Origin of the sequence: Methylobacterium sp. WL9 (assembly GCF_008040035.1) — a bacterium.
Lineage (GTDB): Bacteria > Pseudomonadota > Alphaproteobacteria > Rhizobiales > Beijerinckiaceae > Methylobacterium > Methylobacterium thuringiense.
Genome location: NZ_VRVE01000099.1, coordinates 1 through 14175 on the forward strand (window position 1 = coordinate 1; position 14175 = coordinate 14175).

Sequence of the window (14175 nt, forward strand, 5' to 3'; positions counted from 1 at the left end):
CCGCCGAGGCCATGCCGGCCTGGCGTCGCCCGTTCGTGCCGCCGCCCGGAGTCCGCTTCTTCCGCACCCCCGATCGGCCGCGTCCCCCGGCCCCGAAGCCGGTGGCGGTCTCCGAGGAGCCTGTGCCCGATGCCGAGTGGTCCGACGTGCCGGACTGGTCGGATCTGCAGGGCTGGTTCGGTGCTGCCGAATCCTCCTCGACCGAACTGTGGTTCGCCGATGCGCCGAGCCCCGACGTCACGATCCCGCAGGCGGTGACGCAGACCCCCGAGATGTACGTCTCCGTGCCTCTCGACGTCTCGCTGCTGCGCGCCCTGCCGACGGCTCCGGTCTATGCGCTCGATCACCTCGTGCGCTTCGAGGGGATGCCGATGCCGCTTCCGGCCAACGCTCCGGTCGTACTCGAGCAGGACGACATGCGGCCCGCCGCCGCGAAGCCCGCGCTGAGCCTCGTACCGGGCGGTCTCTCCGAGCGCGCCGCGCCGGCTCCGCGTCCCGCACACTCCGCCATGGCCGCCCGCGCTGCCATCCGCCCGGCCGTTACCCCTCAGCCGGTCGTGCCGACGCCCGTCGCGACCTTCCCCTCCCCTCCCCCGTTTGTGCAGGAGGAGATCGCCGCTGCGCCGCGTCCCGTGCCGATCCCGTCACGTCCGGTCCTGCTGCGCACGCCGAAATCGGCCCTGTCCGAGATCGATGAGCCCGAGATCGCACTGGTCGAGCCCGAGCCGGAGCCCGCTCCCGAGCCGGTCGCCGCCCTGCCGGCGCCGGTCTCGACGTCCCGTGCGATCATGCCCGAGCGCCGCACCCTGGTGCCCGCGAACCAGCATGTGCCGATGTCCTTCGTCGGCAACGAGAACTACGAGCTTCCGGCCCTCGAACTCCTCGCCGAGCCGATGCTCTCCGACACGGAAGAGGTCGACGCGGACGAACTCGAGCAGAACGCACTCAACCTCCAGCAGACCGTGCAGGATTTCGGCGTGCGCGGCGACATCCTCGCTGTTCGCCCCGGCCCGGTGGTGACGCTCTATGAGCTGGAGCCGGCACCCGGCACCAAGTCGAGCCGCGTCATCGGCCTGTCTGACGACATCGCCCGCTCGATGTCCGCCGTCTCGGCCCGCGTCGCCGTTGTCCCCGGCCGCAACGTCATCGGCATCGAACTGCCGAACGCCGTGCGCGAAACCGTGTATCTGCGTGAGCTCCTCGCATCCGAGGACTTCGTCCACACCAAGCACAAGCTGGCACTGTGCCTCGGCAAGAACATCGGCGGCGAGCCGATCATCGCCGACCTCGCCCGGATGCCGCACCTGCTCGTCGCCGGCACCACCGGCTCGGGCAAGTCGGTCGCCATCAACACGATGATCCTGTCGCTGCTCTACCGGCTGAAGCCGGAGGAGTGCCGCCTGATCATGGTGGACCCCAAGATGCTGGAGCTCTCCGTCTACGACGGCATCCCGCACCTGCTTTCCCCCGTCGTCATCGACCCGAAGAAGGCGGTGATCGCCCTCAAATGGGCCGTGCGCGAGATGGAGGAGCGCTACAAGAAGATGTCCAAGGTCGGTGTGCGCAACATCGACGGCTACAACGGCCGGATGAAGGAGGCTCGCGAGAAGGGCGAGGTCATCAACCGCACGATCCAGACCGGCTTCAACCGCGAGACCGGCGAGGCGGTGTTCGTCGAGGAGGCGATGGACCTCTCGGCGCTCCCCTACATCGTCATCGTCGTCGACGAGATGGCCGACCTGATGATGGTCGCCGGCAAGGACATCGAAGGCGCGATCCAGCGTCTCGCCCAGATGGCACGTGCCGCCGGCATCCACCTGATCATGGCGACGCAGCGCCCCTCCGTCGACGTCATCACCGGCACGATCAAGGCGAACTTCCCCACCCGCATCAGCTTCCAGGTCACCTCGAAGATCGACTCGCGCACGATCCTCGGCGAGATGGGCGCCGAGCAGCTTTTGGGCCAGGGCGACATGCTGTTCATGGCCGGTGGCGGCCGCACCACCCGCGTGCACGGTCCGTTCTGCTCGGACTCGGAAGTCGAGACCGTCGTCGACCACCTCAAGCGCCAGGGCCGGCCGTCCTATCTCGAAGCGGTCACGGCGGATGACGGCACGGGTGAGCCGGAGAAGGCTACGAAGGGTTCTCGTGCCAAGGCCGACAAGGAAGAGGCCGAGGGCGAGGAGGCCGACGCTCCGGTCTTCGACGTCGGCGCCTTCGTCGCGGCCAGCGGCGGCGATGCGGCCGATCTCTACGACCAGGCGATCGCCGTGGTGCTGCGCGACAAGAAGGCCTCGACCTCTTACATCCAGCGTCGCCTGCAGATCGGCTACAACCGCGCCGCCTCGATCATGGAGCGCATGGAGATCGAGGGCATCGTCGGGCCGGCCAACCACGCCGGCAAGCGCGAGATCCTGGTCGACGGCGTGCCGATGCCCTCCTCGGGCTACGACGACGACGAGTGAGGCCGCAACTTCGCCACAGGCGCGGGCTCTAACCACGAACGTTCCGGTGCTTTGCGCTCCGGAACGTCAAGGTGGACCGAAGCGGTCCCGACCAAAACGCCCGCAAGTCTCGGAGAACGCAAGACGATGACTGGCCGCCGCTCCCGCCTCGCCGCCGGTCCGCTGCTTCTCCTGGCCCTCGCGCTGCAGCCGCAGCCGGCCTCGGCGCAGCTGTCCAACTTCATCGATGGCCTCCTCGGCAACAAGGAGGAGAAGGCCGCGCCTGCGCCCTCCGAGCCGGACGCGCCGTCTGCCAAGAAATCCGCGCAGAAGCCGGCCAAGGACAAGGCTGCGAGCACCGACAAACCCGTCGCTCCCAAGGCTGCCGGGCGGCCCGCCGAGTCCCAGGTCGCCGCGGTCGGAGCGCCGGGTGCCGGGTCGTCGCTGCAGAATGCCGAGCCCGAAGCCGTCGTCCAGCGCGCCAACGCCTATTTCAACAGCTTCCAGACGCTCACCGGCAGCTTCATGCAGATCGGGCCGGACGGCCGCAGGATCGGCGGCAAGATCTCGCTGGCCAAGCCCGGCCGCCTGCGCTTCGAGTACGATCAGCCCTCGCCGCTGGAGGTGATCGCGGACGGCACCTCGGTGGCCGTGCGCGACCGCAAGCTGAACACGCAGGATCTCTACTTCATCTCGCAGACGCCGCTGAAATTCCTGATCCGCGAAAAGATCGACCTCGCCCGCGACCTCAGCGTGACCGATGTCTCGAACGAGCCGGGCGGTATCCGCGTGACGCTGGAGGACCGATCGACGCTCGGCGGTACCTCGAAGATCCAGCTCTATTTCGACGCCGAGATGAAGACGCTCTCGCAATGGCGGATCACCGATCCGCAGGGCTACCTGACCACGGTGCAGCTCGCGAACCTGCAGAAGGGCAAGGCCGTCGACGGCACACTGTTCTTCATCGATTACGGCCGCGCTGAGGACAAAGCGATGCGCGAGCAGATCAAGCGCAACGAAGCGCAGGCGGAGCAGTAGGCCGTCAGATCGCCTGCAGCGCCGGATCTACGGTCCGCGCTCGCGGCTCCCGCCAGCGGTCGAGCTCCGAATCGATCGCTCCCTGCGTGCCGCGCATGAACTCAGCCCCGGTCAGGCCCGGCGCGAGCGTGGAGAGGTAGCTCACCACAACCGTTCCGGGCTTGTGGCGAGAGCCGCCATGCGGCCAGTACAGCCCGGAATTCACCGCGACCGGCAGCACCGGCAGCCCGAGCTTGGCGTAGAGCAGCTCGACGCCGCGCTTGAACTGCACCGGCGCCGCGATCTCCCCGCGTGTCCCCTCCGGGAACATCAGGATCGAGCGCCCCTGCCCGATGGCGGCGCGGCTCTCGTCGATCATGATGCGCAGGGCCTGCGTGCCGTTGGCGCGGTCGATGATGATCATCGGCGAGCGCTTCAGGAACCAGCCGACGATCGGGATCGCCACGAGTTCACGCTTGGCCACGATCGCCACGTTGGGGACGAGGGTCAGGAAAGCCAGCGTCTCCCAGGCCGATTGGTGGTTGGCCACGATCAGGCACGGTCCGGATGGGATGCGATCGCGACCCTCCTCCACGTAGGTCAGGCCGATGATGTGATGCAGTCCGAACAGGATGCCCCGCGACCACAGCCGGGTGAAAGCCCGGATCGGCCGGGCCGGCGAGCCGAGGGCCGCGAGCACCACCAGTGGGAACGCGAACAGGCCGGTCCAGCCGGCCCAGTACAGGTTGAAGAGCACGGAGCGGGTGCGTGACACGCGGGGGGTCCTTGAACGAGAGGTCGCCGGCCGCCGTGGAGAGCAGACCGCCGGCGGCATTTCACCGGCGACGGGCGCACGAAACCGATCTATCGGTAACGCCCTTCGCCGATGCCAACCCAACAGGGCCGGATCCGTTGCGCTTCACCGTCACCACCTGGAACATCAACTCGGTGCGGCTGCGCATCGACTCGGTACTGCGTTTTCTCGACGCTGCGAAGCCCGACGTCCTCTGTCTGCAGGAGACCAAGTGCCCCGACGATGCCTTTCCGCTGAAGGCGCTGCGAGGCTCCGGCTACGAGAACGTCGCGTTCGCCGGGCAGAAGGGTTACAACGGCGTCGCCATCCTCTCGCGGTTTCCGCTCATCACCCGCTGCGTGATGCCGTTCTGCGAACGGGCCGACGCGCGCCACATCTCGGCGGTGCTCGGGCCGGAAGCCGGCAAGGCGGCGGGGATCGCGCTGCACGACTTCTACGTGCCGGCCGGTGGCGACATTCCCGACCGCACCCTCAACCCGAAATTCGCGCACAAGCTCGACTTCTTGGCAGAGTTGCGTGCCTGGGGCGGCAAACGCGTTGCCGGGCCGGCGATCCTGGTGGGCGATCTCAACGTCGCGCCGCTCGAGCACGACGTCTGGTCGCACAAGCAGCTGCTCGACGTGGTGAGCCACACCCCCGTCGAGACGGAAGCGCTGGAGACCCTCCGCGGCGAGGCCGACTGGATCGACACGGCACGCCTGCTCACGCCCGAGCCCGAAAAGATCTACACGTGGTGGAGCTATCGCTCGCCCGACTGGCAGGCCGCCAACAAGGGCCGCCGCCTGGACCACGCCTGGGTCTCGCCGGACCTCAAGGACACGGTCCGCAAGGTCGAGGTGTTTCGCGACGCACGCGGCTGGGAGAAACCCTCCGACCACGCCCCGGTGACCCTGACGCTGGAGCTGTGACGGAACATCGCCGCCCGATGGGCGATTGAGGCTTCACAAAAACGATACCGGAGCCCTGACCCGCATCATGCGCAAATTGATCCTCGCCTTCCTGCTGCCCAAAGTCGTGTCGTGGCTGCGTCGGCGCTACGGCGGTGGGCGCACGGGTCAGCGGACCTACTGAACTGCGGCGGCTCGCAGTCGTCGGCGGCCGTAGCCAAAGAAGATCGCGAGCCCCAGCGCCAACCAGGCGACGAGCCGAATCCAAGTGTCGCCCGGCAGCCCGACCATCAGGGCGAGACAGGCGAAAATGCCGAGGACCGGCAGCACGTTGCCGCCGGGCACCCGGAATGGGCGGGCCTGCTCCGGCTCGGTCCGGCGCAGGATCAAGACGGCGCTGCAGACCAGGATGAACGCGAACAGCGTTCCGATGCTGACGAGTTCGCCGAGAATTTCTATCGGCACCAGCGCAGCGACCGTGGCGGTAACCAGCCCGATCGAAACCTGACTGATCCGCGGTGCCCGCGTGGCTGGATCGAGCCGCGCGAAGATATCCGGCAGCATCCGATCCCGCGCCATCGCATAGAAGATTCTGCCCTGCCCGTAGAGCGCGCTCAGGCAGGCGGTGGTCAGGCCGATCAAAGCGCCGACCTTGATCAGCAACCCGAAGCCATCGAGGCCGATCGTGTCGACCGCCTTGGCGATCGGATCAGACACGTTCAGCGCCTTGTAGGGCACGAGACCGGTCAGCACGATCGCGACCGCGACGTAGAGCAGCGTGCTGACGATCAGTGCTCCGATCAGCCCAATCGGCGCGTCACGTTGCGGGTTGCGCGTCTCGGCGGCGGCGCAGGAGACGGTCTCGAAGCCGATATAAGCGAAGAACACCACGCCCGCCCCACGCAGGATGCCGCTCCAGCCGAAGGCGCCGAACGCGCCGTCGTTTTGGGGCACCAGCGGCGACCAGAGCTCGGGCTTCACGTGAGCTGCGCCGACCACGACGAATCCCAGGATGATCGCCACTTTCAGGGCCACCATGATCGTATTGCCCATGGCCGCGTCGCGCGCCTCGCGCATGAGCAGCAGGGTGAGCAGACAGGTGATCGCGGCGGCCGGCAGATCGATGGTGCCGCCGCGTCCCGGGGCGGAGGCGAGCGAGGCCGGCAGCCGCAGCCCGAAATCCGCGGCAAGGCTCTGTGCGTAGCCGGACCAGCCCACCGCGACGGTGGAGGCTGCCATCGCGAATTCGAGCACGAGGTCCCACCCGATGATCCAGGCCGCCAGGCTGCCGAGGGTCGCGTAGGTGTAGGTGTAGGTCGATCCGGCGACCGGGATCATCGCCGCGAGTTCGGCGTAGCAGAGTCCGACGAGCCCGCTGGCGATGCCGGCGAGGATGAAGGACAGCGCGAGGCCCGGCCCCGCGAACTGCGCCGCCGCCGTCCCGGTCAGCACGAAGATTCCAGCCCCGATCGTGCCGCCGACGCCGATGCAGACGAGGCTCAGCGCCGAGAGGCTGCGGGCGAGACCGTCGGAGGCCTCGGAACCCTCCGCTTGCGCCAGGATCGTCGCGATGGGCTTGCGGGTGGCGAGGACGGAGGCGAGCACAGGCAGCGTGTCCATAGAGTGGAGGCCAGACCGGACACTGACCGCATCCGCGCCGCAACGCGAATGCTATGCCGTCGCGGCCGGTCGCAGATCCGCCAGGGCTGCGGCGATCGCATCCACCTGCGCCTCGCTATGCGCGGCCGAGAAGGCGACGCGCAGTCGTGCCGTGCCGGTCGCCACCGTTGGTGGGCGGATGGCGACGACCAGGAAGCCGCGGGCTTCGAGCGCTGACGACAGGGCTAGTGCCGTTTCCGCCTCTCCCACCACGACCGGGACGATCGGGCTCTGCGCCTCGGGCAGCCCGAGCCGCGCCGTGAAGCGGCGGGCGAGCGCCAGAGGCCGGGCGGCGCGTTCCGGCTCCGCTTCGACGATATCGAGTGCCGCCAATGCGGCGGCGGCCGACGCCGGCGGTAGACCGGTGGTATAGACGAAGCTGCGTGCGCGGCAGGTCAGCAGGTCGATGACGGGCCGTGAGGCGCAGAGATAGCCGCCATAGGAGCCGAGCGTCTTCGAGAGCGTGCCCATTTCAAGGGGTGCGCGGGCACCGGGCTCGACCACGCCGAGTCCGTGGGCATCGTCGACCAGTACCCAGGCGTCGTGCGCCTCGGCCAGCGCCAGGATTCCGTCGAGGGGCGCCCGGTCGCCATCCATGCTGAAGACCCGCTCCGTGAGGATCATCGCCCGTCGCGCCTTGCCCCGATGCTTGCCGAGCAGCGTCGCGAGATGCGCAAGGTCGTTGTGACGGAAGCGGAGCGTCTCGGCGCCGGACAGCTTCGCCCCGGCGAAGAAGCAGGAATGCCCGAGGGCATCGACCAGGATGAGGTCGCCCGCGCCGACGAGTCCGGAGACGATGCCGAGATTGGCGAGGTAGCCGCTGCCGAAGACGAGCGCCGTTTCCGTACCCTTATGGGCGGCCAGCCGTTCCTCCAGCGCGATCAGCGGCGGATGGTTGCCGGTGACGAGCCGTGAGGCCCCGGCCCCGGCTCCATAGCGCGCCAGGGCTTCGGTCGCCGCCGCCACGACCCGTGGATCGTGGCTCAGGCCGAGATAGTCGTTGCAGGAGAACGAGACGAGATCGCGTCCGGCCCGCCGGGCCAGTGTACCGTCTCCGCGCTCCGTCGCTGCGAGGCGTCGGCGCAGGGAGGCGGCATCGAGCTGGGCTAGGGTATCGAGCGCGAAGGCATCGAGGCTGGACATGCCGCCTCAAGGCCCTCGAGCAGCCGGCGAGTCAAGCCGGCTGCCGGGGCGGCTATGCCGCCTCGCGCTCCGGCACGAACCGGCGGCGGGCGCTGGCCCAGAAGCCGCGCTCGCGCGCCTCTTCCGTCTCGGCGGCCTTGGCCGCGTAGAACGAGGCGTTGTGCTCGCCGCGCAGGGCCTCGCGGGTGAAGCGGATCAGGTGGTGGGCGACGAAGCCCATGTTGAACACGGCCTCGATCTGCCCGCGCTTCAGGGCGTGGCGCGCCGCGTTCCAGAACGGCCGCCGGTAATCCGAGAACATCCCGACGCGAGTGATGATGTTGAAGCCGAGGATCAGGCCGCGGCGAAGGTTGGTGAAGGTCAGCTTCCCCTTGGTCGGCGTGACGATGCGGTTGCCGTAGGTCACATCGCACTGGTGCTTGAAGCGCTCGAAGAGATGTTCGGGCGTGTAGGCATGACCGATCGCCCTGCGCCAGCTCGCCACCACGGTGTCGTGCGGGCGCATGAACAGGACGTTCGATTCCAGGCTGGCGTCGTGGACGAGCCGGCCCTCGCGTTCGAGGCGGTCCCAGAGCGGCGTCTTTGGTAACGCCTGCAGCAGGTTGATCGTCAGCACCGGGATCGCCGACTTGTCGATGAAGTCGATCAGGTTCTGTTCGGACAGGTCGCTGTCGGTGTCGAGCCCGAGGATGATGCCCGAGGTCACTTCGAGGCCGTAGGAGTTCAGCGTCGAGATCGCCTCGTACATCGGCACGGCAGCGTTGTGGGTCTTGTCGATGCCCTTGAGGGCGCCCTCCTCCGGCGTTTCGATGCCGACGAAGACGGTCATGAAGTTCGCCTGCCGCATCAGCTCGAGGATCTCGGGCTGCTTGGCCATGTTCAGCGTCGCCTCGCAGGCGAACTGAAGCGGGTAGTCGTTCTTCTTCTGCCAGGCGACGAGATGCGGGAGCATGTCCCGCGTCGCCTTGCGATTGGCGATGAAGTTGTCGTCGACGAAGTAGACCACGGCCGGATGGCCGGGCTGGCTGATGATGGCGTCGAGCTCGGCACACATCTGCTCCGGGCTCTTCAGTCGGGGCTGGCGGCCGTAGAGCTGTGGGATGTCGCAGAACTCGCAGCGATAGGGACAGCCCGAGGAGAATTGCAGCGAACCGATCAGGTAGCGCTTGAGCGGTGCCGCCTCGTAGGACGGCGCCGGAAAGTCGGAGAGCGGGAGCCGGTCCTTGGTCTCGAAGATCACCTGACGGTCGGGTCGCGACAGATCGTGGTCGAGCGCCTCGATCAGCCGGTCGGTGGAATCGCCGATCTCGCCGACATGCAGGTAGTCGTAATCCGGGTACTTCTCCTTGGCGCCCGAGACAGAGGGGCCGCCGAGCGCCGCGACCTTGCCGGCGGCATGCGCGCGCCGGCCGATGTCGTGGATCTGGCCTTCCTGGATGTGCATGCCCGACACGAACACGGCATCGGCCCAGGCGAAGTCCTCAGGACCCGCGCGGCGGATGTTCTCGTCGATGAAGCGGCACTCCCAGCTCTCGGGCATGTAGGCCGCAATCACCAGGAGCCCTTGCGGCGGCATGAACGCCTTCACGCCGCCCATCAGGGGGTAGGCGTGCGAGAACGTGCCGAAGGACGGCGTGTAGGCGGGAAAGACGCACAGGATGCGCCGCTGAGAGGTAACCGGGACTGTGCTTCGCATGGAGGCGGATATAGCACAGGCTCCGACCGCGGTGTCCCCCCTTCACGCAATTTTGCCCGCCTCGGCCCGATCGTCGCAGGCGCGGAGATTATCTCCGTCGTCGGCACGCTGACCGACAGCCTCAATGTGCGGTGGCGCACGCCTCGAGCGGCACGTCGATGACGCAGCGCAAGCCGTCCGGGTCGAAGTCGAGCCGGACCTCGCCGGCGAGTTCGCGCGCGATGCCGCCGGTGATCAGGCGGCTGCCAAAACCGCGGTGGCGCGGGATCGTGACGGGCGGGCCATCGCGCTCGCGCCATTCGATCCGCAGGCGGCTCTGGCCGGCACCACCGCGGGTGACCCGCCAGCCGACGCTGACGCGGCCGGTGCCTGTCGAGAGCGCACCGTACTTGGCGGCATTGGTGGTGAGTTCGTGCGCCGTCATGCCGAGCGCCAGCACGTAGCGCGGCGGCAGGTCGACGTCCTCGCCGACGAGTTCGAACTGGTCTTCGCCGTTGCGGTAGGGCGAGAGTTCGTTCTCCAGCACCTGCCGGAGCGACGCCCGCGTCCAGTCCCGGCGGGTGAGCAGATCGTGCGTCTTCGAGAGGGCCAGGATGCGGTTCTCGAGTTGCGCCACCTGTTCCTCGCCGCCGCGCGATTGCCGGGCGAGGGATTGCACGGTCGCGAGCGTGTTTTTCACGCGGTGGTTCAGCTCGTGCAGCATCGTGACTTGCTGCTCCTGCAGAGCATGGCTGCGCGAGAGTTCGGCCTTGAGGTCCTGTTCGTGGCTCTGCAGCGCCGCGGCCATGGTGTCGAAGGCTTGGCCGAGTTCGCCGAATTCGGAGCTGCCGCTCAGTCCCGAACGGGAGCCGAGATCGCCGCCGCGCCAGGCATGCGCGGCTCTGAGAAGTCTTTGGACGGGGCGGCGGATGAAGAGGCGGCCGCCGACCAGCGCCGCCAGCAGGGCGATCAGGATGCCGACGAGGATCAGCACCACGCCGCGCCGGTTCGCCGCGTCGATATCGGCGAAGGCCGCCTCGCGGCTGATGCCGACGGCGATGGTGATGCCGTCGAGCGCGCCTTGCGGACGCACGACGCCGGTGATGCGCAGGGTGCCGCGAAGCCCACGCATCTCGGAGACGCCCCCGGCCGCCACGGCCTCTTTCAGTGCCGCCTCGAAGCTGTCGGGCACGCCGTGCCCGATCCAGGCCTCCGGATCGGGCAGCCGTACGACCACGGACCCGTTGCGATCGATGACTGTGACGGCGGCGTCCCGCGGTATTCCGGCCTGGGCGAGACGGCGGCTCAGCCATTCCGGATCGAAGCCGAGATTGATCAGGCCGTCGACCCGCCCACTGCCGTCGCGAAGCGGGTGCGCGAACTGGATGGTCGGGCGCCCGTTGCCGCGCCCGATCACATATTCGCCGATCGCGGAGCGGCCGGTCGCCATCACCGTCTTGAAGTAGTTGCGGTCCGCCAGGGAATAGGAGCCCGCTGCCGCTCCCTTGCTGTTGCAGACGACGCCGCCGGCGGCATCCGTCACCACGATGATGTTGGAGCCGGTGAGCCGGCCGGCCACGGACGCGAGGAAGGGCGTGCAGGCCGTCGCGTCCCGGTCGCGGATCGCCGGTTCCTCGGCCAGGATCTCGAGCACCTGGCGGGCCCCGTCGGCGAACTGGGCAAGGTCGGCGGCGACGGCCTGGGCCCCGCGCGCCGCCGCCGCCCGCACAGCCTCCGCCCGCGAATCCCGCAAGGCCCGCTCGTTGTAGACCTGCACCGCCACTGCCGGCGTGAGCGCGAGCAGGACGAGAAGCAGGATGCGTGCGGTCAACGTCATGGGATGTTCGGCATGAGGCGGACCCGCGGATTGCGAGGCACGTCGATCGAGTTCGCCTCGCCCGTCACGGCATCGGTCCGTCGTCGATTACGGTCGACGGCAGCGTCCTATGCCACGGTTAACTCACCGTTAACCGCGCAGGTCCTGGCCGGCCGCATGTGGCCGAGTCCGCTGCGCTGCCGGACGTCCGACGGATGGGATGGTTTTCTCTCAGCCGGATCGAAGGTGCGACGGCGTGTCTGAGGCAAGCGCCCGTGCAATTTCGTCAGGTACGGCTTTCGCGGCAGAGCTCGGGCAAATCCGAAACTCGTCTCCAATCTCGCCGTAATTGTCGGGATTTGTCGATGCGCAGTTTCGATCGAGGAGTTGCCCGATATCCTCATGTTCCCCAGGGAGGGCCTGAGGTTCGGTCGCTGCGGATGATGACGTAGACCGCAGCGCGCGCGTATGGCGGATGCAGTTCAGTTACGTAGAGTCGGTCGACAGATGTTGCATGGTCAGAAAATTGCCGTCGTGCTGCCGGCGTACAATGCGGCGGCCACGCTCCGCCGGACCTATGCGGAGATTCCCCTCGATATCGTCGACGATGTCATCCTGATCGATGACGCAAGCCGTGACGAGACCGTCGCGGTGGCGCAGTCCCTCGGCATCCACACGGTGCGGCACACGCGCAACCTGGGCTACGGCGGAAACCAGAAGACTTGCTATCGCACGGCGTTGGACCGTGGCGCCGACATCGTCGTGATGCTCCACCCGGACTATCAATACGCCCCGCGTCTCGTGACGGCGATGGCCTCGATGATCGTCTCCGGCGAGTACGACGCGGTGCTGGCCTCGCGCATCCTCGGCAAGGGCGCGCTCGTCGGCGGCATGCCGCTCTACAAGTACGTCGCCAATCGCGGCCTGACCTTCGTGCAGAACATTCTCATGGGGCAGAAACTCTCCGAGTACCATTCCGGCTATCGCGCCTGGAGCCGCACCGTCCTCGAAAGCATCGCCCTCGACCGCTGTTCGGATGATTTCGTGTTCGACAACCAGATGCTCGCCCAGACCATGCATGCCGGCTTTCGCATCGGCGAGATTTCCTGCCCGACCCGCTATTTCGACGACGCGTCCTCGATCAATTTCCGCCGCAGCTGCATCTACGGCCTCGGTGTCCTGAAGACGGCGCTCGACTATCGGCTGAACCGGTTCGGCCTGCGTAGCGACCCGCTCTATTCCGCGTCGGTTCCGGCCGCGAGCGAGCCGGCGCAGGTGCGGTCGTGACGGGGCTTCGGCGACATCTTCCGATCGTGGCGCTCGGTCTCGTCACCGGATTGCCGCTCCTTCTCGCCATCGCCTCGCCCAAGACCGCCCTCGACGCCGTGACCTGGGTCCAGGCTTTCTGTGAGCAGCGCGGCGCCCTCGGCCCGGCCCTTCTGCTCGCCGTGCAGGCGCTCGTCGCCGCGAGCGGCGTGCTGCCCGCCTCGTTGATCGGCGTCGCTGCAGGTACGCTGTTCGGCACGCAAACCGGGTTCCTGGTCGCCGCCGCCGGCACGATGACGGGAGCGCTCGCGAGCTTCGGCCTCGGGCGGGTCATGCGGCCACGCAAGCCGGGTGGCTCCGAGAGACGCGGACGTCTCGCCGGCCTCGACCGGTCGCTGGCCAAGGAGGGCTGGCGGGTCGTCTGCCTGCTGCGCCTGTCGCCGATCATGCCGTTCGCGCCGACGAGCTACGCCTTGAGCCTCACCAGCGTGCGCCTGTCCGACTACCTCATCGGTACGGTAGCCTCCCTGCCGGCACTGCTCGCCTACGTGATGATCGGCGCGCTCGGCCGCTCCGGCGGCCTCGCCGTCGCCGGCGGCAACCTCGCCGAATGGCTGCGCATCGGCGTTCTGGCGCTCGGCATCGGCGCGACGTTGATGCTGATGCTCAAGCTCCGCCGTCTCCTGGCGCAAAAAGTCGAGATGCCCGCGATCGAGACGGGGCCGTTCGGTCGCGACCCGGCGCAGGACGCCTCCGAAAGCTCGGCGGCGTGACTCCCGACAGGCCGGCGCTGCTCGCCCCCACCCGTTCTCCGCTCTGGATGATCGCCCTGGCGGCCTTCGGCCTGCCGCTCGGCATCCTGCTGGCACTGCTCGTCCCCTTCGGCGAAGTCGCCGACGAGTCGGCTCATCTGCTGCGCGCCGTGGCCCTCATGGACGGGCAGATCGTCGGGCACCGGGAGGCGATCCCGTTTTCCGACGGTTCGACCCGGACCACGGCCGGCGTCACCATCGATCCGGCCTGGGAGCGGCTGAGCCGGTCTCGGCCGATCACGTCGGCCTACTCGCCTGCCCCGATGTCGCTCGACGACGATGCCGCGGGCAAGCCGGCCTTCGTTCCGCTCTACACGATCGGGACCTACTGCCCCGTCTTCTACGTACCGTCGGCAATCGGCCTGTTGCTCGGCACAGCGCTCGGTCTTCCCGACGCCACCGCCGCGCTGATCGGGCGGTTCGCGAACCTCGCGGCCTACTTCCTGATCGGGCTAGCGGCGCTGGCGCTGGCGCAGCGCGGCCGCATCCTGTTCTTCTGCATCCTGATGTTGCCGATGTCGCTCTCGCTCGCGGCCTCGTTCAACCACGACAGCCTGATCATCGCGACGACGGTTCTCGCCGCCGCCCTGCTCTCGCGGCGCTCGCCCCGCCATGCCGGGCCGTCGCGGCGCAGCCTCGGGG

11 protein-coding genes are annotated in these 14175 nt (G+C 68.2%); 6 read left to right on the plus strand and 5 right to left on the minus strand.

The window, feature by feature from the left end; genetic code table 11:
• Both FV217_RS19785 and FV217_RS19790 read left to right on the plus strand, forming a co-directional pair.
• A partial coding sequence (locus FV217_RS19785) for a DNA translocase FtsK (protein WP_147819118.1) occupies nucleotides 1-2465 on the plus strand: 2465 nt, incomplete at its 5' end.
• 126 nt (nucleotides 2466-2591) lie between these two features.
• Nucleotides 2592-3482 carry an outer-membrane lipoprotein carrier protein LolA gene (locus tag FV217_RS19790; RefSeq protein ID WP_147819120.1) on the plus strand — a complete coding sequence of 297 codons (891 nt, stop codon included), beginning with the start codon at nucleotides 2592-2594 and terminating at the stop codon, nucleotides 3480-3482.
• A gap of 4 nt (nucleotides 3483-3486) precedes the next feature.
• Here the strand turns inward: FV217_RS19790 and FV217_RS19795 are convergent, their stop codons facing one another.
• The gene (locus tag FV217_RS19795; protein ID WP_238231643.1) at nucleotides 3487-4236 is read right to left on the minus strand and encodes a lysophospholipid acyltransferase family protein; all 750 of its coding nucleotides are present in this window, start codon (nucleotides 4234-4236) and stop codon (nucleotides 3487-3489) included.
• Nucleotides 4237-4373: 137 nt separating this feature from the next.
• Here FV217_RS19795 and xth point away from each other — a divergent pair, with 137 nt between their 5' ends.
• A complete protein-coding gene (xth, locus tag FV217_RS19800) occupies nucleotides 4374-5183 on the plus strand; it encodes an exodeoxyribonuclease III (protein WP_147819124.1) in 810 nt (269 codons plus the stop codon).
• A gap of 156 nt (nucleotides 5184-5339) precedes the next feature.
• Here xth and FV217_RS19805 read toward each other — a convergent pair whose 3' ends face one another.
• The 4 genes from FV217_RS19805 to FV217_RS19820 all read right to left on the minus strand — a co-directional run bounded on the left by FV217_RS19805 (nucleotide 5340) and on the right by FV217_RS19820 (nucleotide 11476).
• Complete coding sequence (locus FV217_RS19805; protein ID WP_147819126.1) at nucleotides 5340-6782, minus strand: amino acid permease; 1443 nt, start codon at nucleotides 6780-6782, stop codon at nucleotides 5340-5342.
• A 51-nt stretch (nucleotides 6783-6833) separates the two neighbouring features.
• Nucleotides 6834-7964, minus strand: coding sequence for an 8-amino-7-oxononanoate synthase (locus FV217_RS19810; RefSeq protein ID WP_147819128.1), 1131 nt, complete (start codon nucleotides 7962-7964; stop codon nucleotides 6834-6836).
• 52 nt (nucleotides 7965-8016) lie between these two features.
• Nucleotides 8017-9660, minus strand: coding sequence for a B12-binding domain-containing radical SAM protein (locus tag FV217_RS19815; protein ID WP_147819129.1), 1644 nt, complete (start codon nucleotides 9658-9660; stop codon nucleotides 8017-8019).
• Between the two features lie 121 nt (nucleotides 9661-9781).
• Complete coding sequence (locus FV217_RS19820) at nucleotides 9782-11476, minus strand: HWE histidine kinase domain-containing protein (protein ID WP_147819131.1); 1695 nt, start codon at nucleotides 11474-11476, stop codon at nucleotides 9782-9784.
• Nucleotides 11477-11989: 513 nt separating this feature from the next.
• Between FV217_RS19820 and FV217_RS19825 the strand changes: the two genes are divergently transcribed.
• From FV217_RS19825 to FV217_RS19835, 3 genes are all read left to right on the plus strand, one after another.
• Nucleotides 11990-12742 (plus strand): glycosyltransferase family 2 protein, encoded by a 753-nt coding sequence (locus FV217_RS19825; protein ID WP_210245157.1) that lies wholly within the window; start codon nucleotides 11990-11992, stop codon nucleotides 12740-12742.
• Nucleotides 12743-12768: 26 nt separating this feature from the next.
• Complete coding sequence (locus tag FV217_RS19830; RefSeq protein WP_187272645.1) at nucleotides 12769-13494, plus strand: VTT domain-containing protein; 726 nt, start codon at nucleotides 12769-12771, stop codon at nucleotides 13492-13494.
• On the plus strand, nucleotides 13491-14175 hold a 685-nt coding region (locus FV217_RS19835), incomplete at its 3' end, for a DUF2142 domain-containing protein (RefSeq protein ID WP_187272646.1). The genes FV217_RS19830 and FV217_RS19835, both read left to right, overlap by 4 nt.